This is a genomic window from Streptomyces sp. cg40 (assembly GCF_050320165.1).
Lineage (GTDB): Bacteria > Actinomycetota > Actinomycetes > Streptomycetales > Streptomycetaceae > Streptomyces > Streptomyces hokutonensis.
Genome location: NZ_CP190128.1, coordinates 5,634,303 through 5,655,906, shown reverse-complemented (window position 1 = coordinate 5,655,906; position 21,604 = coordinate 5,634,303). Strand labels below are relative to the sequence as shown.

Genomic DNA, 21,604 nt, shown 5'->3' with positions numbered 1-21,604 from the left:
AGTTACAGACTGGCCAGTAACTCAGTTACATCGAGAGTGAGTTGATGAAGTCCTCGAAGGGGCGACGAGAGACGGTGAGGATCGCTCCGCCGGGGGTCTTCGAGTCACGGATGGCGATGTGAAGCGTACGGTCGGCGACCTCGACGCCTCAAAGTGAGTCGACGAACTCCACGAAGCGCGAGCGGGAGACCGTGAGGATCGCTCCGCCGGGGTTCTTGGAGTCGCGGATCGCGATGCAGGGGGTGGCTGCGGTCGCGACCTCGACGCAATCGCCGCCGTTGGTACCACTGAAGGAGGACTTGCGCCACTCCGTGGCGCCGAGGGGAGCGCACTCGACACATTCGCCGCCGCTGCTACCGCTGTAACTGGACTTACGCCACGTCTGTCGGCTGGTCTCCATAGCGTTCCTCCATCACGCGAGTGATCAGGTCGGCCGACTCCTCTACAGATAGGGCGCCAGCCTGCAAGCGAGCATAACCGACCGAACGCTCCCTGATCACTTGCGGATTGGCGGTCATGTGGCCCTGGTCGTAACCCTCGGAGTAGTAGATATCCGGGTCGTCGTCGAAGCGCAGGAGAGTGAAAGAACCCATCGTCCCGGTGTGTGCGCCTACGGAGAACGGCAGCACCTGGATGTTCACCCAGGGGTTGTCGCGAAAGCTCACCAGACGGGCGAGTTGCTTGCGCATGACTTCGCGTCCGCCGACCTGCCGGAACAGCACGGCCTCATCGAGGATGACCCACACCGCGGGCGGATGCTTCTTCTCCAGGATGCGTTGCCGCTCCATGCGCGCCGCGACCATCTCCTCGATCTTGTCCGGGTGGTCGACTGCCACCAGCGCTGCCGCGTACTCCGGCGTCTGGAGCAGGCCGTAGACCACCTGGCACTGATACGTGGAGATGAAGGCGGCCTTCGCCTCCATGTCCGCATACGCCTGGAACCAGTTGGGGAGTTGGCTCCGCAGAACCATGCCGATCATGCGGGTGAAGGACCCGTCGGTCATGAACGCGGCGTCGAGGCGTTCGGCGAAGTTCCGGGTCGGGACCTTCTGAGCCGTCTCGATCTGTCCGATGAGGGAGCCGGTGCAGTAGAGGATCTTGCCGAGGCCCTCCAGCGTGAGGCTCGCCGCCTCCCTCAACCGACGGCATTCGTAGCCGAAGTAGTCCAACGGGGATGCGCTCGGGTCGAGTTGACGAACGTGGACCATGCGACAGCCACCTCCGAGTAGTTACGGCCTGTCGCCGAGCGTAACCATTGCGTCGCACCGCGGTGACGGGAATCACGTAACTCCCTCCGGCCAGGCTGCCGTACCGTGGAGAAATGTCCCCTTTGGCCAAGATCAGCAGCGCTTACGGGCCCCGCTTCGCGGAGTTCGCCTTCGAGCCTGCGTTCACGGCCGCGGTGGACCAGCACGTGGCTGAACTGCGCGAACGCCTCGCGGCGGGCGGGCCGGATCTGGCACCGCCCGCCCCGGACCACGCCGACCTCACCGACTACGCGCTCGGTTTTCTCGACGCGCTCGCGGAGCTGGACTGGCGGGAGCCGGTCGGGCACGACTACGCGGTGTGCAGGCTGACGGCCATCAGCTGGCTGGTGCACCGGCACGGGCTGCTTCCGGAGCAGCGCCGGGGTGACTGAAAACAGGTTTCCGTTGGCTCAACTCCCCCTGAAGCCCTTCCCGTTGCGCACTCCAACCCCTTAAGTTAGGCACGCATTAAGCGTGCTTAACTCATCGCTGTTGCCGTCGCCGTCACTGTCGTTGCGAGGTTGGTATGTCCGCGCGTTACGTCAGAGGATTCTGCGCCGCCGTCATCGCCGTAGCCGCCCTGATCGGCGCGGCAGCGGCAAGCCCGGCCAAGGCGGCGGACCGCCCGCCGGTGTCTCACTCGGGCGCGAGCATCATGTCTTTGCGCGAGTAGAGCGGCAGACCGCTCGTGTCGAGCTTCCAGGTGCCCGACTCGGCGTTGATGGCGAGCGGGGTCCCGTACGGCTGCTTGTGCAGACGGTTGCCGTAGGCGGGGCGCCCGCTGCTGGTATCGATGCCCCACTGGTACGTCCAGGTGCCGTCCCGGGGGTCGAGGATGACGTAGTGCGGGATGCCCATCGCTGGGTAGTCGTGGCTCTTGGCTTCGTAGTCGTTATCGGGGTTCGATGGGGAAACGATCTCGATGGCCAGAAGGATCTCGTGTGGGTCCAGCGGATCGTCGGTCAGCATCGCCTCACGTGAGGTGACGATGATGTCGGGGATACGGAGCTTGCCGAGTATGGCATCGCCGGCGTCAGTCGCCTCAAAGACACCGACACCGTGCGGAACCTGCGGAGCGAGCTGATCACGCACGTCCGCCGCCGTGACCTGATGACGAGGACGGGGGCTCATCATCATGACGAACATCCCACCGCTGATCTCGGGGTAGGTGAAGCCCGGCAGCGGTGCGAGGTGCTCTCGCAGCTCACGCAGGTGCCGGTAAATGGCCTGCTGGGTCATACCGCCATCTCCTTCGCGACAGTACGACCCAGCGTAGCCGGAACTCTCACATGTCCGACGACCCCGGCATCTCCCTGCCCATGTCCGTCCGCTCCCGCGCCGGCTGGTTGCCCATCGCGTCCGCGCGGCCCGCCTGGTACGCCGTGAGGCTGCCCTTCGCGTTGGTCGTCTCGCGCTCCGCCGCCATCAGCATGCGCTCCATGCGCTGGCGCATCGGCGCGATCATGCCGCCGCCGACACCGACGATCAGGATTCCGGCGACGGTCCCGAGGGCCGCGTAGAGGACGGGCTGGGTGACCGTCGTCGCGATGCCGGCCTGGCCGAGCGCGGCGATCACGCCGAGCGCCACGATGCAGGCCCACACGATCGTCGCGAGCATCCTGCCGTACGACATCGACGACAGCGCGCTGCCGACGATCCCGCGGACCGCGTTCGCGATGGCCATCGCGACGACGATCAGGACCACCGCGACGATGCCGCGCGGCAGCCAGGCGACGATGCCGTTGATCATCGTGGAGACCGGGTTGGTGCCGAAGACGCCGAGCGCGAGCTGGAGGGTGATCAGCATCAGCGCGTAGTACACGATCTTGCACACGATGCCGGTCATGTCGTACTTGGAGTCCCGCAACATCCGTGCCGTACCGGCCCGTTCGGAGAGCTTCTCCGAACCGACGCGCCGCAGTACCCGGTCGAGCACGCGGGCGATCATCTTCGACACGAACCAGCCGATGGCCAGGATGACCAGGAAGCCGACGAGCTTCGGCACGAACTGCGCGACCTTCGACCAGGCGTCGTTCAGCCCCTGGGTGAAGTTGATGGCGAGGGTGGATTCGGGGACAGCCATGCGCGGCACTTCCTTCGGTGGGTACTACCGGCCCCCTGTTACCGACAAGTGGAGCAGCGCCGCGGAGACGTGGCCGCGTGGGCTGGGCCGTCCGGGTGAGGGGCGTACGGGTGAGGGGCGTACGGTCGGCCGCTCGCCGAGCGTCGCGTTCGCCAGTTCGGCGAAATGCCTCCCTCCGTTTGATAGAAAGCCCTTCCATCGGGCGCTCCCCTTCTGCCAATCTCTGTTCGCCCACCCCGGCTGTCATGTTCGGGGCGAGCGTGGACATGGACCGTCGACTGGAGCCCCCCGATGTCCCGAATCAGCACCCGCCGCCTCGGCCGCGCCGCCGCCGTAGCGGGCAGCGCCGCCGCCCTCGTTCTCGCCCTGCCGTTCACCGCCTCCGCGGGTGTGCTGCAGAACCTCCCCGAGAACGCGACGACGTACGAGAAGAACTTCGAGCCGCTGTACGACTACGACACGGACTCCTGCTACCCCGCCGCCGCCATCGACCCCGACGGCAACCTCAACGGCGGTCTGAAGCCGACCGGTTCCGTCACCGGCGGCTGCCGCACCGGCCACCTCGACCACGCCAACACCTACTCGCGCACCAAGTGCAACAACGGCTGGTGCGGAACCATCTACGCCAGCTACTTCGAGAAGGACGAGGCCTCCCCGGGCATCGGCCACCGCCACGACTGGGAGTGCATCGTCGTCTGGGTCAAGCAGGGCGACTCCACCCCGTCGTACCTCTCCGCCTCCCAGCACGGCGACTTCGAGACCGAGGCCGTCGCCGACGTCCCGATGAGCAGCCAGCGCGTCCAGGTCGTCTACCACAAGGACGGTCTGAGCACCCACGACTTCCGGTTCGCCAAGTGGGGCGAGACCCCGGAGAACGACGACGGCGCCTGGCACCAGGAGAACCTCCTCACCTGGGAGAACATGGCGTCCAACCTCCGCGACATCCTGAACGCCTCCGACTGGGGCGACGCCAACTTCCCGCTCCAGGACGCGAAGTTCGACGACCACCTCAACAAGGCCCTGCCGAGCGGCATCACGTTCGACCCGTACGCCTGACCGGCCGGCCCTCTCGTCACACGGGGACCCGCGATCCGCACGGGTCCCCGCCCCCACCGAGCAAGGGAAGACCCCCCGCACATGTCCACTGAAGCAAGCACGAGCACCCGGACCGCCAGAACCACCAGGAGATCCCGGATCACCAGGGCCGCCCTGGTGGCCGGCGCCGCCACCGCGCTCACCGTCGGCCTGGCCGGCAGCGCCGACGCGGCGATCCTGACCCCCCTGCCCTGGAACGCGAGCACCTTCCAGAACAAGTACATGCCGGTCTTCGACTACGACTCCGACGGCTGCTTCCCGGCGGCGGCCGTCGACGCGAGCGGCAGGCTCAACGGCGGCCTCAAGAACAGCGGTTCGATCACCGGCGGCTGCCGGACCGACCACCTCGGCAAGGCCAACACGTACTCGCAGTCCCTGTGCAGGAACGGCTGGTGCGCCTACGTCTACGGGCTCTACTTCGAGAAGGACCAGACCCTCAACGGCGCCGACGCCTTCGGGCACCGCCACGACTGGGAGTCCGTCGTCGTCTTCCAGAAGCAGGGCGACGAGCGGCCCGCGTACCTGGCCGCCTCCCGGCACGGCGGCTACAGCACCCACCCGGTCAACGAGGTGCCGATGAGCGGCAACCACGTCGAGATCGTCTACCACAAGGACGGCGCGAGCACCCACGCCTTCCGCTTCGCCAAGTGGGGCGAGACGCCGGTGGCCTGGGGCAACGGCACCTGGGACACACCGGCCCTGGTCACCATGGAGAACATGGACAAGACGCCCCGCGACGCCCTGTGGAACTCGACCTGGGGCAAGGCCAACTTCCCGCTCACCAACAACCTCGTGAGCAACATCAACAAGGCCCGTCCGTCCGCCGTCCCGGCGTTCTGACCGCGTCCCGCACCCCCGCCGTCCCCCAGCCGCGCCCCGGCCGTGCCCCAGGCGATCACCTAGGTCATCGCCTGGGTCACGCGCCATGTGATCGCCCTCGCGACCGCCCTACGCTGACGCCATGACGTCTGCCGCCGCGCGCACCGCACTCGACCTCACCGCCGACCTCCCGGTCCCCGACCTGGAGGACCTCTACCGGGACCTGCACCGCCACCCGGAGCTCTCCGGCCGCGAGCACCGCACCGCCGCCAAGCTCACCGAACGTCTCACCAAGGCGGGCTACGACACCGTCGAGGGCATCGGCGGCACCGGTGTCGCCGCGGTGCTGCGCAACGGCGAGGGACCGGCCGTGCTGCTGCGCGCCGACATGGACGCGCTGCCGGTCCAGGAGGAGACGGGACTGCCCTACGCCTCCACCGTGGACGGCGCGATGCACGCCTGCGGGCACGACCTGCACGTGACCTGGCTGACCGGCGCCGCCGAGGCGCTGGCCGCCGGGCGGGACACCTGGTCGGGGACGCTGGTGCTGGTGGGGCAGCCCGCCGAGGAGACGGGCGGGGGCGCGGCGGCGATGGTCGCCGACGGCCTGTGGGAGCGCGTCCCGCGTCCGGACGTCGCGCTCGCCCAGCACGCGGCGCCGGGCCCCGCCGGGTTCTACCCGCACGTGCCCGGCCTGATCATGTCGGCCTCCACGGACATCGACATCGAGATCCACGGGCTCGGCGGCCACGGTTCCCGCCCCGAGTCGACGGTCGACCCGGTCGTCACCGCCGCCTACCTCGTCACCCGGCTCCAGACGGTCGTGTCCCGCGAGATCGCCGCCCGCGACTCCGCGGTCCTGACCGTGGGCCGCATCGAGGCCGGCACCCGGCACAACATCATCCCGACCAGCGCCCGGATCTCCCTCAACCTGCGCACCCAGTCCGCCGACGTACGGGACCGGATGATCGCCGCGATCCGCCGTATCGCGTCCGGCGAGTGCATCGCCGCCGGCTGCCCGCGCGAGCCCGAGGTGACCATCGGGACCAGCCTCCCCACGATGGTCAACGACGCGGACACCGACCGCCGGATCGCCGCCGTCCACACCGAGGTCCTGGGCGCGGGCACGGTCTTCGACCCCGGCCCGGCCACGGGCAGCGAGGACTTCCCCAACCTCGTCCCGGACGGGGTGCCGTACTCCTACTGGTTCGTGACGAGCACCCCGGCCGCCACCTGGGACGCGGCCCCCGGCACCGACCTGATGGAGAAGTTCCACGCCGTCCCCAGCAACCACAGCCCGAACTTCGCGCCGGATCTGGTGACGGTCGCGCCGGGCGTACGGACCCTGGTCTCGGGGGCGTTGGAGTTCCTGACCGTCAACTGACCTGCCCTACGGCTGGAGTTGGAGCAGCTGCTTCCGCACGTGGTCCAGGGCGCCCGCGCGGCGACCCGGTACCCGCCCCCTCAACTCGGCCAGCTCCAGGCCGAGTTCACGGGCGGTCGCGGGGTCGTGGATCTGCCCCCACTGGTGATGGGCCCGGTCCACCGCCGCCTCGACGGCGGGCACATCGGGCAACTGCCCCGCCGCCAGCCGCGCGCCCGCCACCGCGAGCCACGCCCTGCAACTGCGCACCGGATCCCCCGCCAACATCGCCAGATCGGCCCGCACTTCGGTCCAGTGCAAGGCCTGCTCCGACCCCCTCCCGTGCGCCCGCACGGCAGCCTGCTCGTGCTCGGCGGCGAGCGCGTCGGCGGCGGGGTGACGGCCGGCTTGAACGGCTGAGGTGATGGCGGTGTGGGGGTCGCTGTCCCAGTCGGGGGCGGTGTCCTTTGGGCTCGGAGCGGTGTCCTTTGGGCTCGGAGCGGTGCTCTTTGGGCTCGGGGCGGTGCCCTTTGGGCTCGGGGCGGTGCTCTTTGGGCTTCGGCCGGCATCTTCTTGGCTTGCGCCGGTGTCCTTTGGGCTTCGGCCGGCATCTTCTTGGCTTACGCCGGTGTCCTTCGGGATTCGACCGGCATCTTCTTGACTTCCGCCGGCGTCCTTCGGGATTCGACCGGCATCTTCTTGACTTCCGCTGGCGTCCTTCGAGCTGGGGCCGACACCCTTCAGGCTTCGGCCAGCACCTTCTTGACTTCCGCCGGCGCCCTTCGAGCTGGGGCCGACACCCTTCAGGCTTCGGCCAGCACCTTCTTGGCTCCCGCCGGCGCCCTTTGGGCTCGGGGCGACACTCTTCAGGCTTCGACCGGCATCCTTTTGACTGCGCGCGGGATCGAATTGGCTGTGGCTGGACTCCACTTGGCTGCCGTCGGTGTTCATGTGACTCCGGCCGGCTTCCCAACTGCGGTCATTTTCCAGCCCGTCCGGCGATTGAGGACGAGGCCCCTTCAGGGCCGACGGGGGTCTGGGGGCGGAGCCCCCAGGGGCGCCCGCACCTACAGGCCCCGGCGAGGCGAGCAGCACGTCGGCGTAGCCTTCCGCGCCCAGGCGGCCCACGGCCAGTTGGTGCAGGTCCTCCACCGGTGGGCGGTGTCCGCTGCGCAGCACCGTGGCCACCGCCTTCATGTACGTCGGCACGGCCACCTCCCGCCGGGGCGGCGGCGGTGCGATGCGACCGTAAACGGCGTGTGTGCGGCCCGAGTCGAGGGGGTGGGCGCGCAGCCACTGCCAGGTCTCGGCGTCGGCGTGGAGGTCGAGGAGGAGCGTGGTCGTGCCCGGTGCGCGCAGGCGGAGTTCCTCGCGGATCCAGGCCCAGGGGAACGCCGTGTAGCGGACCGTCGCCGGGGTCGTCCGCGCCAGCGCCAGGTGCGGAAGGTGCTGTTTGCGGTCGAGTTGGAGCTGGCCGGTGATGAACACCGTCAGCGGTCCGGGGGCGGTCGCGGCGGCCCGGAGCCGGGTCAGGACCGCCTGCGGCTCCAGCGGGTCGGCGAGTTCGACAACGTTGGCCGTCTCCGTGCCGGACAGGACGGGCGGGGCGACGGCCGCGAGGACCGGGAGCACGGACGCCGCGTCCACCAGCCGTCCCTTGCCGACCGGTGAGGCCGCGAGCAGCAGCACCGTTCCAGGCATGTGCCCTCCCCCGATAGAACCGTCGATCACTTGCGTACCTCAGCACCGTAACGGCTGCTGCTGCAAAGGAGGATGTCAGGACCGCCGTACCGCGAAGATCGTGGTGTCGTCGGCGAGCCGGCCCCCGCAGTGATGCAGGGTGCCGTCGCGGACGTAGGCGACCAGGCGGTGCGGGTCGGCGGTGCCCGGGTCGAGGTGGACGCCCTCGGTGACGTCGTCCTTGAGGGGGTAGAAGACACCGGCGCCGTCGCGGGCCTCGGTGACTCCGTCGGTGACGATGAGGAGGGTCTCGCCGGGGGCGAGGGTGATGCGGAGGGTCGGCGGCGGTCCCTCCAGGCCGGCCAACTCGCCCAGTCCCAGCGGGAGTCCGTGCCCGGGCGGCAGCGACCGTACGCCGAACGGGCCGACCACCAGCGGGGGTTCGTGCCCGAAGTTGACGACCTCGACCGTGCCCGGGTCGCCGGCGGGGAAGCTCAGCAGGACGGCCGTGGCGAAACGGTCGACGTCCTCGCGGCCGAGCGCGGCGAGATGCCGTCCGTGGCGCAGCATCCGGATCTCCAGCCGGGCGGCGACGGTGCCGAGCGCCGCCTCGTGGTAGCCGGCCTCGCGGAACGTGCCGAGCAGCGCCGCTGCCGCCTCCACCGCGCCGAGCCCCTTGCCCTGGACGTCGCCGACGAGGGCGCGGGTGCCGTGCAGCCCGGGCTGGACGTCGTAGAAGTCGCCGCCGACACGGGCGACGGCGTCCGCGGCGAGGTAGACGGCCGCGTGGTCGAGGCCGCCGAAGCCGGGCGGCAGCGGGCGCAGCAGGGTGCGGCGGGTGGTCTCGGCGACGTCCCGCATGTGCAGCATGCGGCGCTCGCCGCGGACCCGGACCGCGCAGGCCAGCACGGCGAGGACGCCGCCGACGCCGACGAGGATGAAGTCGGGCAGGCCGGTCTGGTACTGGCGCGGCCAGGCGTGGTCGGCGAGGACGTAGGTGGCCAGGCCCAGCACCGCGAACACGGCCGTGCCCCGCACTCCGCAGATCGCGGCGGCGATGCCGGGCACGAGCACGATCCAGGAGACGGTCCGGAACTCGCCGCCGGTGTACCAGTCGACCAGCAGGATGGTGACGAGCACGAGCAGCGGCGGCACCCAGGCGACGCTCCGCCCGCGCACCCGCAGCAACTGCTGCCGCCGCAGGGCGTCGGTGTCCCCGGAGCCCGAGCCGGAGCCGGAGCCGTAGCGGACTGGTATGAGCTCGCGGCCGCTCACAGCCGTCAGTACGCGACCGACATCCGGGTGCGCGGGTGGGCGTGCTGTTCGAGTTCGTCGACGAAGGCGACGGCGTAGTCCTCGGCGCTGACGAAGCTGCGGCCCTCGTCGTCGGTCATGAACGCGTCGCCGCCGACGCGGAAGCGGCCGGTGCGCTTGCCGGGGGCGATCTCGGCGGCGGGGGAGACGTAGGTCCAGTCGGGGTCGTCGAGGGTGCGGTAGTAGGCGAGCGCGTCGCGGTGGGCGAGGGCTTCAGGGAGGTAGGCCTCGGGGAAGCCGGGCTGGTCGCTGAGGGCCTGGCCGGGGGCGACCTCCAGGCCGCCGGCGCCGCCGACCACCAGGAGCCGCCCGACCCCGGCCGCGCGGACGCCCGCGACGAGCCCCTCGTTGAGGGCGAGGAACGGGCCGCGCGGGTCGCTCCCGTCCCGGGGCGGCACGCAGGCGGAGGCGACCGCGTCGGCGCCGCGCGCGAGGTCCGCGACCTTCGCCGCGTCCGCCGCGTCGGCGGCCGTGGCGGTGACCCCGGGGACCGGTGACTGGCCGGAGCGGCTGACCGCCAGCACCTGGTGTCCGCGGGCCGAGGCCTCGGTGGCGATCCGGCTGCCGACCATGCCGGTGGCGCCGAAGAGTACGAGCTTCATGCGCCCCAGCGAAACATGGGGCAACCGTGCCCGCACCCCGACTTGCCACCGCCTCCCCCGGGGTGTGCATTGGTAGACGGGGGCGAGAGAGAGGAGTGCTCTCATGGCTCATGCGGCACCCACACCCGGCTCCGGCGGATTCACCGCCCCGAGCGGGCTGCCCGACGTCTTCGACGCCCGCGTGCACCGCGTGGCGAAGGTCGCGATCCCGGTCGTCCTCGGGCTCGTCTACGGCTACTGGGCGGCGGCCAACCGTCGCAGCGGCGGTCCCATCACCGGCTGGAACATCCTGTTCGGCTTCGTGACGGCGCTGGCGTTCATCGTGCTGTGCTTGGCGGTGGCCCGGTTCGCCCCGCTGCTCAAGCGCGAACTGCACTCGCTGGTGAAGTCCGGCTTCGCGGGCGCCGCGCTCGGCTTCCTCTACAGCCAGACCGGCGAGAGCGTGCTGCGGTCGGCAGCCATCGGAGTCGCGACCACGGCAGGCGTGTTCCTGGTGTTCTTCTACCGCTACTACACGCGGGAGGACGGGGAGGGCAACCGCATCCGCTGACCCGGACGGACCGCACGCAGCTGTGGGCCCCGGCACCAACTCGGTGCCGGGGCCCACGACTTGCCCGCCTTCCTACGACTGCTACGGCGCCCAGTTCCAGATGCCGCCGCCGCTCGACGACCCGGACGCGCTCCAGCTCCACGAGCCCGAGACGCTCCACGACCCGGAGGCCGAGGTGCTCCACGAGTTGGAGTTGTCGCTCCAGTTCGGGTCGTTGTTCCAGTTCGAGTTGCCGCCGTTGTCGCTGCCGTCCTTCCAGCCGGGACACGGGTCCGAGCAGGACGGCACCCACTGGCCGCCGGTGTCGACGAAGGCGGCGCTGGCCCAGCCCTGCGCGCCGACGAGCCAGTACCAGTCGGAGTTCCCGTTGACGCTCTGTCCCCTGACCACGCATTGGACGCGGTCCTGACTGCCCGGTGAGAGCGTGTCGACGGCGGGGGAACGCGTGGTGGGTGACTGCCGCACGTTCAGATCCGTGCGGGAGACGATCGTGCCCCAGATCGGACTGCCGCCACCGCCACCACCGCCATGTCCTTCGGCGTACGTGGTCGGTGCTGCCGCCGCCGTGGTGCCCGCAGCCGCGACGGCGAGGGTGCCACCGGTGAGCAGGGCCGCGGCCAGAGTCCGCAGGGCCGGAGTGGTGCGCATGTTCGGCCTCCTTCTCCCCGGTTCCAGGAAACACCCGTTCGGGTCAACCCTCCACCCGAGAGCGGAACGGCCAGTTCCGCCAAGGGTTCCGAGGCCGGGGCACCCGTTCGGTTTGACATCGCACCCGAATGCAGGCAATTACCGGCACCCGGCTCGCGCCCCGCACGCCCCGCACGTGTCCTGGGGAGGTGCCCCCACGTCTCCGGAGCGCCCTGTCGGCCGTACTCGTCGCCCTCTCCTGCTTCCTGACGCCCTTCGGCGCGCTGGCGGCCTGGGCGGCGTACGGGCTGACCGACTCCGGCCGCTACGTCACGGCGATGGCACCGCTGGCCGCCGACCCGGCCGTACGGGACGTCGTCGCGGACACGGTCGGCGCGGGCATCATGCGCGGTATCCATGTGGAGGGGATGCGCGGCACGGTGGGCGGGATGCGCGGCACGATGGCGCCCTTCGTGCACGACGCGGTGCACTCGTTCACCAAGACCGAGGCCTTCCGGCTGGCCTGGGACGAGGGCAACCGGGCCACCCACGACGCCGTCCTGCACGCCCTGCGCGACGAGGAGGGCAGCGGTGCCGTGACCGTCGACCTCGCCCCGGTCGCCGCCCAGGTCAAGCACCAACTCGCCCACGAGCACGTGCCGTTGGCGGACCGCATCCCCGTCCGGCACACCGAGGTCGCGGTCCTCGCGGCCGGTGAACTGGGCCCGCTCCGGGAGGAGTTCCACGTGCTCGAGGTCGCCGGCTTCTGGCTCCCCGTCACCGCCGCCGTCTTCGCGGTCACCGGCATCGCCGTCGCCGTGCGCCGCCGCCGCGCGATCACCGCGACCGCGCTCGGCACCGCGCTGGGCGGCGCGCTGCTCGGCCTCGCCCTCGCGATCGGCCGACAGCTCACCGTCGCCGACCTCCCCGCCGAGGTCTCCCAGGCCGCGGGCGGCGCGATCTACGACGCCCTCACCTCGACCCTGCGCACGGTCGCCTGGCTGCTCCTCGGCCTCGGCCTCACGGTCGCCGCGACGGCCTGGCTCACCCGATACCTGCGCCCGGCAAGGGAGTTCGTACGACGACGGCGGGCGCCGGCGGCGGAGGGGGCGCAGCAGCCGACCCGGGTCCAGGCCTGACTCCTGAAATCCTGTTTCCCGGGGAAGTTCCCGGCACGCGTGGGATGATTCGGGCATCCGGCATCTGCGTCCACCGGCGGAAGGTCATCACGTGGGCACCGTGACCTCCGAGTGGACCGCCGCCGACTTCGTGCCGGAACGCCACCGGGGCCGGCACTTCACGTTCTGGTGCTCGGGCCTGCTGTTCGCCGCCGTGAGCGCGGTCGTCGGCTGCCGTACGGCCGACACCGACGCGATCACGCCCGTCCCCCAACTCCTCGCCTTCTTCCCGTGGTTGCTGGCACCCACCGGCCTCGCACTGCTCCTCGCCCTGCTCTCCCGCTGGCGGCTCGGGCTGGTATGGGGAGTGGCGCTGCTCGGGCTGCTGGCGTGGTTCATCGAGCCGTACGGGAAGAGCGGTGAACCGGGCGGGCCCGCGATCGCCGAGTTCCGGGTGCTGACCTCGAACGTCGAGTTCGGGCGGGGGACCGGCGCCCTGGTGCCGGTGATCCGGCGGGAGCGGCCGGACGTGGTGTTCGTGGAGGAGTGCGAGTACACCTGCCAGGCCACCCTGCGAAGGGACTTCGCCACCCAACTCCCCTACCGGCAGGCCGTGGTGGCGGCCGGCTCGCACGGCTCGGTCATCATCAGCCGCTTCCCCCTCAAGGGCACGAGGGGCGTCACCGGCACGATGGGCATGCCCGGCGCGGTCGCGGACGTCGACGGCCATGCCGTACGCCTCCAACTCGCCCACCCCATGCCCCCGTTGCCGAACCAGGTGGGCCTGTGGCGCCGCGAGCTGGGCAGGCTGCGCACCTTCGCCGCAACCGACCCGACGACCCCCACCGTCCTGGCCGGAGACTTCAACTCCTCCCAGGACCATGCCGCGTTCCGCCGCATCCTCGACACCGGCCTGCGCGACGCGGCCCGCCTCGCCGGACACCCCCGCACCCCCAGCTGGCCCGAGCGCCTGCTCCCCACCTTCGGCACCCAGATCGACCACGTCCTCCTCTCCCCGGACTTCTCCGCGAACAGCGCCCGCTTCCTCGACCTCGCCGACACCGACCACCGCGCGCTGCTGGTGGACATCGCGCTCCACCAGCACGAATAACGTGCGGGGCCGCCCATAATGGGCGCATGTCCCGCGCGTTCCCCATCGGCCTCACACCCCCCGACTGGCTGGTGAGGAACCTCCAACCCCAGCAGGCCCCCCTCAACCGCCCGGCGATCGCCCGCGCCGCCGTGGCGATGTCCCTCCCCCTCGCCCTCGGCCTCGCCACCGGACACACCGCCTACGGCGCCCTCGCCTCCATGGGCGCCCTCTCCGGAGTCATCGGCGACACCGCCGACGCCTACCGCATGCGCATCCTCAACATCGCGGTCCCCCAGCTCTTCGGCGCGCTCGGCGTCACGCTCGGCGCGGCGGTCTACGGCCACGGCTGGTACGCGGTCACCGCCCTGACCCTCATCGCGCTCGCGTCCGGGATGATCTCGACGATCGGCGCGGTGGCCTCCGTATCGGGCCTGCTCCTGCTCCTCAACTCGGTGATCGGCGCGGGCCTCCCGCTGCCCGGCGCGTGGTGGCTGGCCCCCGTCCTGATGTCCGGCGGCGGCCTCCTCGTCCTCCTCCTGGCCCTCCTCGCCTGGCCGTTGCGCTCCGGCGTCCCGGAACGGACGGCGGTCGCGAACACCTACCGCACCGTCGCCGACCTCCTCACCACCTGCGGCGACGACCCGACAGCGGCCTACGACGCGGCCCGCCAGGCGGTCACCCAGTCCCTCAACCAGTCCTACGACCTGGTCCTCGCCCGGCGCGCCCGCCACCACGGCCGCAACCCCGAACTCACCCGCCTGCTGGCCCAGTTGAACGCGATCACGCCGGTGGTGGAGGCGGCCCCCGCGGTCCACCAGACGGGCAGGCCACTCCCCCCGCAGATCCGCGACGCGGTCCGCGATCTCGCGCACGCCGTCGAGACGGGCTACACCGGCCCGACAGGGCTCGACCTCCCCACCCCCACCAGCGAGACGACCCGAGCGGTCGACCACGCCCTGCGCCACGCGGCAGAGGTCGTCACCGCCCCCGACGTCGACCCCCGGGGCATCGACGACCGCCTGGGCCGCCCGGCGGCCCTCCGCATCAGAGCGGCAAGGGCGGCCCGCAACGTGCTGCTCTCCTCCGGCTCCTGGCGTTACGGCCTGCGCCTGGCCCTCTGCATCGGCCTGGCGCAGGTCCTGGTGTCCACGGTCCCGGTCCCGCGCTCGTACTGGATCGCCCTGACGATCACCTTCGTCCTGAAGCCCGACTTCGGCTCGGTCTTCTCCCGGGCACTGCTGCGCGCGCTCGGCACGGTGGCCGGGCTGGTGATCGCGGCGGCGGTGCTGTCGGTCGTCCCGAGGGGCTGGTGGGACGTACTGGTCCTGCTCGTCCTGGCCCCCCTGATCCCCGCCCTGACCCCCCGGGGCTACGGCTACCAGACGATGGCGATCACCCCGGTGATCCTGCTCCTGTCCGACATCCTGAACCACCAGGGCACGGCACTGCTCCTGCCCCGCCTGGTCGACTCGTTGATCGGCTGCGGGATCGCGCTGATCGCGGGCTATCTGCTCTGGCCGGAGAGCTGGCACACGCGGGTGGGGGACCGGTTGGCGGAGGCGGTGGCGGACACGGCGGGGTATGTGGAGTCGGCGTTCGGAGTTCCCGGCAATCCTGGCGCACCTGGCTTGGAGGCCGATCCGGCGGCCCGCGCCCGGATGCGGCGCCGCCTCTACCGCGACCTGTCCGTCATCCGCACGGAGTTCCAGCGCGCCCTCACCGAACCCCCGCCCACCGGCCGCCTCGCCGCCGGCTGGCTCCCCCTGGTCGTCGCCGTGGAACGCATCGTCGACGCGACGACGGCGGCACGGGTCCGCGTGAAACACGGAGCACCGCCCCCGTCCCCCGCCGAGGTCACCCAAGTGGCGCTCCAGCTCCGGGAGTTGTCGCAGGGCGTGCGCGAGTCGGAGGTGCTGGTGGAGGTCCGTACGGATCTGACGGGGCCGGCGGGCAGTGTGCTGGAGCCGCTGCGCCAGGAGGTCGCGGCGGCACGGGCCATCGCTTCGCCGCACTGAGGTCTGGGCGGGGGAGGGTACTTGGAGGCCGGTCAGGTCAGGGAGAAGTCGGGATCGGGCAGGGAGAAGAAGGACGAGATCGCCCGCACGGTCCGTTCCTCCCTGTCCTCCCGGTCGTATTCCGCTCGGGGCCCGATGAGCCGCGCGGCGGTGAGGGCGGGGGACAGCAGATCCGGGTGGTCCCCGACGCCGTAGGACAGGGTCTCGAAGCTGAACCCGCAGACGAAGCGGCCGTCGCGCAGGTACGCGAAATCGGGGCCGTGTGCCTTCGCCACGCAGGGTTCCGTGGTGAAGACGGCGAGTTCACCGCCGTCCCGGCACAACGGCCGGTAGTCGGGGCGGTCGTAGTCGTCCTCGTCCCAGCCGAACATGTCGTGCATGACCAGCCCCCATTCGCCTTCGGCGCCCTTGGCGTAGGCGAGCGGGATCCGCCGCATGGAGAGGAGCTCCCGCGTGAGCGCGTCCAGCGACATCCCCCGGAAGAAGACGACGTTGACCTCCTGATGGCTCACGAGCGGGCCGTGTATCCAGTGGGTGCTGTACGTGCGGTGCGTCACGTGCGTCATGGAATGAACGGTAGGGGGACCCACTGACACTGCCCGCCGCCCGGTGAACGGGCAGGTGAACGGGTGAGCGAAGTGGTGGCTGAAACAGGGGGTGTTGACAGAACGCGTCCCACGCGCGTCGCCCCTGCCTAAGATCGCCATCCGGGGCCGCTAACCTTACGTGTCCGTCCTGGCCAGGGATTGACGGCTTCAACTCACGCGAAGGGTTGCGCACATGGGCATTCTCACTCTCCTGCGGAATGCGTTCGGCAGGTCACGCAAGGAGCGTGCCGCGGAAGCAGAGAGCGCGGAACGCACTCCTTCGCAGGAACAGCAGACCCCCCGGGAACCGGACGCCAAGGTCCCGTCCCCGTCCACAGAACCCGACCTCACCACCCCGGCCCCCACGGCAGTCGCCCAGGTCCCGGAACCCCGCCCGTCCTCCAGCCTGGAGGACGACGAACACGAACTCGTGGCCCTGGCCTTCGACAACGTGACGGTTCCGAAGCCGACGACGTCGACGGAAGGGACGGAGGGCACGGCGACGACTGAGGCGAGGGCCGAGGTTGAGGCTGTTGTCGAGCCGGTCGCAGAGCCGGTGGCGGAAGAAGCTGAGCCTACGGCCGAGGTGGCGCCGGAGACCGAGGCAGAGCCCGTCGCCGAGACCGAGGCGGAGCCGGTCGCGGAAGCCGAGCCCGTCGTGGACACCGAGCCGGAAGCGGTCACGGAGACCGAGCCGGTCGCCGAGCCGAAGGCAGCAGAAGCCGAGGCTGCGGCCGAGGTAACGCCGGAGCCCGAGGCAGAGCCCGTCACCGAGCCCGTCACCGAGCCTCAGGCAGAGCCCGTCGCCGAAACCGCGCCGGAGCCGGAAGCCGAGCCCGCCGTGGCCCCCGAGCCCGAGGCGGAGCCCGTCACGGAGGCCGCCGCCCCCGAGCCCGTCGCCGAGGTCACACCGGAACCGGAGCCCGAGCCGGTCGCGGAACCGGAGCCCGAGCCGGAGGCGGAGGCGAAGCCTCTGCCGGAGGCGGCCACCCCGGAACCCGCAACCGAACCCGCCCCCGCGCTCGCAGCCGCAGCCGCAGCCGCCGACGGCGAGTCCGCCCCACAGGGGCCACCCGCACCCGACAACGAATCCGTCACGGGCGGTGCGGGTGGGGAAACGATCGAGGCCGAGGGCGTAGCCGAGGCCGTGGGCAGCGACTCCGCCGCCGCCGCACTCGCCAAGGCCACCCTCACCGGTACCCGGGCCAAGACCTACCTCGTCCTCGACCGCTCCGCGAGCATGCGCGCGTACTACAAGGACGGTTCCGCCCAAGCCCTCGCCGACCAGACCCTCGCCCTCGCGACCCACCTGGACCCGGACCCCACCCCCACCGTCCACGTCGTCTTCTTCTCCACCGAAGTGGACGGCACCACGGACCTGACCCCCGCCTCCCCCGACAACGCCGTCGACGAGGCCCACGCCGGCCTCGGCCGCATGGGCCGTACCAGCTACCACGCCGCCGTAGAAGCCGTACTCGCGCACTACGACGCGAACGCCACCCCCGGCACCCCCGCCCTGGTCGTCTTCCAGACGGACGGCGCCCCGGACGCGAAGACCCCGGCGACCCAGTCCCTCACGGACGCCGCGAAGTCGCACGCCTCGGTCTTCTTCTCGTTCGTCGCGTTCGGCGACCACGACAACAAGGCCTTCGACTACCTCCGCAAGCTGAAGACCGACAACACGGCCTTCTTCCACGCGGGCCCGACCCCCCTGGAGCTCACGGACGCGGAGCTCTACGACGGCGTACTGATCGACTGGCGCCCGTAACCGCACGGCCGCAGGACAACGTGCCGCCCGCTTCCCACCCCGTAAAACGGGAGGCGGGCGGCACACCCATGTCGGCTACGATTTCAAGGTTCGCAACAACAGCAACACACCGACCTGGGAGCAGCCCCCCGATGGCTCGACACCTCATCACCAGCGCCCTTCCGTACATCAACGGGATCAAGCACCTGGGCAACATGGTGGGGTCCATGCTCCCGGCGGACGTCTACTCCCGTTACCTCCGCCAGCGCGGCCACGACGTGCTGTACATCTGCGCGACGGACGAGCACGGCACCCCGGCCGAGCTGGCCGCGAAGGAGCAGGGCATCCCGGTGGCGGAGTTCTGCGCGCAGGCGCACGACGCGCAGAAGGCGGTCTACGACGGCTTCGCGCTGGCCTTTGACTACTTCGGCCGCAGCTCCTCCCCGCAGAACCGCGAGATCACCCAGCACTTCGCCCGCCGCCTGAACGAGAACGGCTTCATCGAAGAGCGCGCGATCCGCCAGGTGTACTCGCCCACGGACGGCCGCTTCCTCCCGGACCGCTATGTCGAGGGCACCTGCCCCCACTGCGGCTACGACAAGGCCCGCGGCGACCAGTGCGAGAACTGCACCCGCGTCCTGGACCCGACCGACCTGATCAACCCGCGCTCGGCGATCTCCGGCTCCACGGACCTGGAGGTCCGCGAGACCAAGCACCTCTTCCTCCTCCAGTCGAAGCTCCAGCACGAGGTCGAGGAGTGGGTCGCGGCGCACGAGGACGAGTGGCCGCAGCTCGCCTCCTCCATCGCCCGCAAGTGGCTCACCGAGGGCCTGCACGACCGCGCCATCACCCGCGACCTGGACTGGGGCGTCCCGGTCCCCTCCGACACCTGGCCGGAGCTGGCGGCCGAGGGCAAGGTCTTCTACGTCTGGTTCGACGCCCCGATCGAGTACATCGGCGCGACGAAGGAGTGGGCGGACGCGGCCCCGGCCGGGGAGACCCGCGACTGGAAGTCCTGGTGGTACGAGTCGGACGCGACCGTCCGTTACACCGAGTTCATGGCCAAGGACAACGTCCCGTTCCACACGGTGATGTTCCCGGCCACGGAGCTCGGCATCCGCGAGCCGTGGAAGAAGGTCGACTACGTCAAGGCCTTCAACTGGCTGACGTACTACGGCGGGAAGTTCTCCACGTCCCAGAAGCGGGGCGTCTTCACCGACCAGGCCCTGAGCATCCTCCCGGCCGACTACTGGCGCTACTTCCTGATCGCCAACGCCCCCGAGTCCGACGACTCCTCCTTCACCTGGGAGCACTTCACCGCCACGGTGAACAAGGACCTGGCGGACACTCTCGGCAACTTCGTCAACCGCGTCCTGTCCTTCTCGAAGAAGCGCTTCGGCGAGGAGGTCCCGGCGGGCGCCGAGGCCGGCCCGGCGGAGGCGAGGCTCGGCGAGGAGATCGCGGGTCTGCTGGCCGAGTACGAGACCCAGATGGAGGCCCTCCAGTTCCGCAAGGCCGCGGCGGCGCTCCGCGCCCTGTGGTCGGCGGGCAACTCCTACCTGGAGGAAAAGGCCCCCTGGCTGGAGATCAAGACCGACCCGGAGGCCGCGGCCCTCACCCTGCGCACGGCGATGAACCTGATCCACCTCTACGCGGTGGTCTCGGAGCCCTTCATCCCGTCCTCGTCGGCGGCGATGCGCCAGGCGTTCCAGCTCAAGGACGACAGCGCGACCTGGGTCTCGGCCGAAGAGGCCCGCGCCCTCACCAGCGTCCCCGCAGGCACCCCCTTCACCGTCCCCCCCGTGCTCTTCGCGAAGCTCACCGAGGAGGACCTGGAGATGTACAAGGAGCGGTTCGGCGGAGACCAGGGGTGACCCGATGACGTACTACTACGTCACCACCCCCATCTACTACGTCAACGACGCCCCGCACCTCGGCCACGCCTACACCACGGTCGCCGCCGACGTCCTCGCCCGCTGGCACCGCCGGCGCGGTGAGGACGTCTGGTTCCTCACGGGCACGGACGAGCACGGCCAGAAGATCCTGCGCACGGCGGAGGCGAACGGCGTGCCCCCGCAGGAGTGGGCGGACCGCCTGGTCGAGAACTCCTGGAAACCCCTCTGGGACCATCTGGCCATCTCGAACGACGACTTCATCCGCACCACGGAGCGCCGGCACACCGACCGCGTCCAGGAGTTCGTGCAGGACCTGCACGACAAGGGCGAGATCTACAAGGGCGGTTACGAGGGCCCGTACTGCGTGTACTGCGAGGAGTACAAGCTCCCGGGCGAGCTGATCGAGGCGGAGGACGGCAGCGGCACGCTGTTGTGCGCCATCCACCGGCGGCCGGTCGAACTCCTCAAGGAGGAGAACTACTTCTTCAGGCTGAGCGAGTACGGCGACCGGCTCCTCGCCCACTACGAGGCCCACCCGGACTTCATCCAGCCCGCCTCGGCCCGCAACGAGGTGGTGAACTTCGTCCGCCAGGGCCTCCAGGACCTGTCGATCTCCCGCTCGACCTTCGACTGGGGCGTCAAGGTCCCCTGGGACCCCTCGCACGTGATCTACGTCTGGGTCGACGCGCTCCTCAACTACGCGACGGCGGTGGGCTACAACGAGAACCCCGGGAAGTTCGCGGCGACCTTCCCGGCCGACGTCCACCTGGTCGGCAAGGACATCCTCCGCTTCCACGCCGTGATCTGGCCGGCGATGCTCATGGCCAACGGCCTGCCGCTGCCGGGCCGGGTCGTCGCCAACGGCTGGCTCATGGTGGGCGGCGAGAAGATGTCCAAGTCGAACCTGACCGGCATCAGCCCGCAGTCCCTGACCGCGCACTTCGGCGTGGACGCCTACCGCTGGTACTTCCTGCGCGCCATCGCCTTCGGCCAGGACGGCTCCTTCTCCTGGGAGGACTTCACCGCCCGCTACACCAGCGAACTCGCCAACGGTTACGGCAACCTGGCGTCCCGGGTGACCGCGATGACGGCCAGGTACTTCGACGGCGCGCTGCCCGCGCCGGGGGAGGAGACCGAGGCCGAGCGCTCACTCAAGTCGGCGCTGCTGACGGCGACTTCGGAGGCGGACCGCCGTATCGGCGACCAATTCGACTTCCAGGGCGGCATCCTGGCCGTCCTCGACTTCGTCCGGCAGGTCAACGGCTATCTGACCGACCAGGAACCCTGGAAGGTCGCCAAGTCCGACTCCCCCGGGGCCCGCGACCGCCTCGCGACGATCCTCTACACGGCGGCCGACTCCCTCCGCGCGATCGCGATCCTCCTCGCACCGGTCATGCCGGAGACGTCGGAGCGACTGTGGGAATCGCTGGGCGCCTCGACATCCCTGGGCCCGCTGGGCGACCAGCGGATCCGGGACGCTTCCACCTGGGGTGCGCTTCCGCCCGGCTCCCCGGTGACGAAGGGCGCGGTTCTCTTCCCGCGCCTCGAGGAGAAGCCGACCGTGTAAGGCGAGACTTCACGGGCCCCTGGGTCGCCTTGGGAGAAACCGACGACACACTCTCCAGCAGTAACACGAACACATCAGGCCGACCCGGCTATCGCCGCCCATTCCGCACCTAGACTTTTTACTACCGCTGGGAAAAGGGATGTTCGTGAAAGCTGGGGGAACGAGCGACATGGTCATGCAGTCGGCGAATCCGGACACGTCG

General features: G+C 70.5%; 19 protein-coding genes and 1 pseudogene. 11 read left to right on the top strand and 9 right to left on the bottom strand.

From position 1 onward, the window contains the following. Positions 1-25: 25 nt before the first annotated feature. A pseudogene (locus ACQHII_RS25220) lies at positions 26-400 on the bottom strand (DUF397 domain-containing protein). Next, entirely contained in the window at positions 372-1,208 is an 837-nt protein-coding gene (locus tag ACQHII_RS25215; RefSeq protein WP_427921436.1) for a helix-turn-helix domain-containing protein, read from the bottom strand. Before ACQHII_RS25215 ends, ACQHII_RS25220 begins: the two are co-directional and overlap by 29 nt. 113 nt (positions 1,209-1,321) lie before the next feature. On the opposite strand from ACQHII_RS25215, the gene ACQHII_RS25210 reads away from it, so the two are divergent. Beyond that, positions 1,322-1,639: a DUF6401 family natural product biosynthesis protein gene (locus tag ACQHII_RS25210; RefSeq protein ID WP_427921435.1), complete on the top strand. Its 318-nt coding sequence runs from the start codon at positions 1,322-1,324 to the stop codon at positions 1,637-1,639. A gap of 244 nt (positions 1,640-1,883) precedes the next feature. On the opposite strand, the gene ACQHII_RS25205 is transcribed toward ACQHII_RS25210, so the two are convergent. Together ACQHII_RS25205 and ACQHII_RS25200 are read right to left on the bottom strand one after the other, a co-directional pair. Beyond that, a complete protein-coding gene (locus tag ACQHII_RS25205; RefSeq protein WP_427921434.1) occupies positions 1,884-2,486 on the bottom strand; it encodes a Uma2 family endonuclease in 603 nt (200 codons plus the stop codon). 46 nt (positions 2,487-2,532) lie between these two features. Continuing rightward, the gene (locus ACQHII_RS25200; protein WP_427921433.1) at positions 2,533-3,330 is read right to left on the bottom strand and encodes a mechanosensitive ion channel family protein; all 798 of its coding nucleotides are present in this window, start codon (positions 3,328-3,330) and stop codon (positions 2,533-2,535) included. Positions 3,331-3,621: 291 nt separating this feature from the next. On the opposite strand from ACQHII_RS25200, the gene ACQHII_RS25195 reads away from it, so the two are divergent. The 3 genes from ACQHII_RS25195 to ACQHII_RS25185 all read left to right on the top strand — a co-directional run bounded on the left by ACQHII_RS25195 (position 3,622) and on the right by ACQHII_RS25185 (position 6,628). Then, positions 3,622-4,386 carry an NPP1 family protein gene (locus ACQHII_RS25195; protein WP_427921432.1) on the top strand — a complete coding sequence of 255 codons (765 nt, stop codon included), beginning with the start codon at positions 3,622-3,624 and terminating at the stop codon, positions 4,384-4,386. 81 nt (positions 4,387-4,467) lie between these two features. Next, positions 4,468-5,265 (top strand): NPP1 family protein, encoded by a 798-nt coding sequence (locus ACQHII_RS25190; protein ID WP_427921431.1) that lies wholly within the window; start codon positions 4,468-4,470, stop codon positions 5,263-5,265. Between the two features lie 121 nt (positions 5,266-5,386). Beyond that, positions 5,387-6,628: an amidohydrolase gene (locus ACQHII_RS25185; protein ID WP_427921430.1), complete on the top strand. Its 1,242-nt coding sequence runs from the start codon at positions 5,387-5,389 to the stop codon at positions 6,626-6,628. A 6-nt stretch (positions 6,629-6,634) separates the two neighbouring features. Here ACQHII_RS25185 and ACQHII_RS25180 read toward each other — a convergent pair whose 3' ends face one another. From ACQHII_RS25180 to ACQHII_RS25170, 3 genes are all read right to left on the bottom strand, one after another. Continuing rightward, a complete protein-coding gene (locus ACQHII_RS25180) occupies positions 6,635-8,308 on the bottom strand; it encodes a hypothetical protein (RefSeq protein WP_427921429.1) in 1,674 nt (557 codons plus the stop codon). 75 nt (positions 8,309-8,383) lie between these two features. Beyond that, positions 8,384-9,562 carry a PP2C family protein-serine/threonine phosphatase gene (locus tag ACQHII_RS25175; RefSeq protein WP_427921428.1) on the bottom strand — a complete coding sequence of 393 codons (1,179 nt, stop codon included), beginning with the start codon at positions 9,560-9,562 and terminating at the stop codon, positions 8,384-8,386. A gap of 5 nt (positions 9,563-9,567) precedes the next feature. Then, positions 9,568-10,203, bottom strand: a complete 636-nt coding sequence (locus ACQHII_RS25170; RefSeq protein WP_427921427.1) for an NAD(P)-dependent oxidoreductase — start codon at positions 10,201-10,203, stop codon at positions 9,568-9,570. Positions 10,204-10,306: 103 nt separating this feature from the next. On the opposite strand from ACQHII_RS25170, the gene ACQHII_RS25165 reads away from it, so the two are divergent. Continuing rightward, positions 10,307-10,753 (top strand): hypothetical protein, encoded by a 447-nt coding sequence (locus ACQHII_RS25165; protein ID WP_427921426.1) that lies wholly within the window; start codon positions 10,307-10,309, stop codon positions 10,751-10,753. A gap of 81 nt (positions 10,754-10,834) precedes the next feature. On the opposite strand, the gene ACQHII_RS25160 is transcribed toward ACQHII_RS25165, so the two are convergent. After that, on the bottom strand, positions 10,835-11,401 hold the full coding sequence (locus ACQHII_RS25160; protein ID WP_427921425.1) for an SH3 domain-containing protein: 567 nt from the start codon (positions 11,399-11,401) through the stop codon (positions 10,835-10,837). A 188-nt stretch (positions 11,402-11,589) separates the two neighbouring features. Here ACQHII_RS25160 and ACQHII_RS25155 point away from each other — a divergent pair, with 188 nt between their 5' ends. The 3 genes from ACQHII_RS25155 (at position 11,590) to ACQHII_RS25145 (ending at position 15,606) form a co-directional block, all read left to right on the top strand. Further along, positions 11,590-12,519 (top strand): hypothetical protein, encoded by a 930-nt coding sequence (locus ACQHII_RS25155; protein ID WP_427921424.1) that lies wholly within the window; start codon positions 11,590-11,592, stop codon positions 12,517-12,519. Between the two features lie 91 nt (positions 12,520-12,610). Further along, complete coding sequence (locus ACQHII_RS25150) at positions 12,611-13,609, top strand: endonuclease/exonuclease/phosphatase family protein (RefSeq protein WP_427921423.1); 999 nt, start codon at positions 12,611-12,613, stop codon at positions 13,607-13,609. Positions 13,610-13,635: 26 nt separating this feature from the next. After that, complete coding sequence (locus ACQHII_RS25145; protein ID WP_427921422.1) at positions 13,636-15,606, top strand: FUSC family protein; 1,971 nt, start codon at positions 13,636-13,638, stop codon at positions 15,604-15,606. Positions 15,607-15,638: 32 nt separating this feature from the next. On the opposite strand, the gene ACQHII_RS25140 is transcribed toward ACQHII_RS25145, so the two are convergent. Beyond that, the gene (locus ACQHII_RS25140) at positions 15,639-16,172 is read right to left on the bottom strand and encodes a hypothetical protein (RefSeq protein ID WP_427921421.1); all 534 of its coding nucleotides are present in this window, start codon (positions 16,170-16,172) and stop codon (positions 15,639-15,641) included. A 214-nt stretch (positions 16,173-16,386) separates the two neighbouring features. Between ACQHII_RS25140 and ACQHII_RS25135 the strand changes: the two genes are divergently transcribed. The 3 genes from ACQHII_RS25135 to metG (ACQHII_RS25125) all read left to right on the top strand — a co-directional run bounded on the left by ACQHII_RS25135 (position 16,387) and on the right by metG (ACQHII_RS25125) (position 21,402). Next, positions 16,387-17,961, top strand: a complete 1,575-nt coding sequence (locus ACQHII_RS25135) for a VWA domain-containing protein (RefSeq protein WP_427921420.1) — start codon at positions 16,387-16,389, stop codon at positions 17,959-17,961. A gap of 131 nt (positions 17,962-18,092) precedes the next feature. Then, entirely contained in the window at positions 18,093-19,814 is a 1,722-nt protein-coding gene (metG, locus tag ACQHII_RS25130; RefSeq protein WP_427921419.1) for a methionine--tRNA ligase, read from the top strand. Between the two features lie 4 nt (positions 19,815-19,818). Then, positions 19,819-21,402, top strand: a complete 1,584-nt coding sequence (gene metG, locus ACQHII_RS25125; protein WP_427921418.1) for a methionine--tRNA ligase — start codon at positions 19,819-19,821, stop codon at positions 21,400-21,402. The last annotated feature ends 202 nt before the right edge of the window (positions 21,403-21,604 follow it).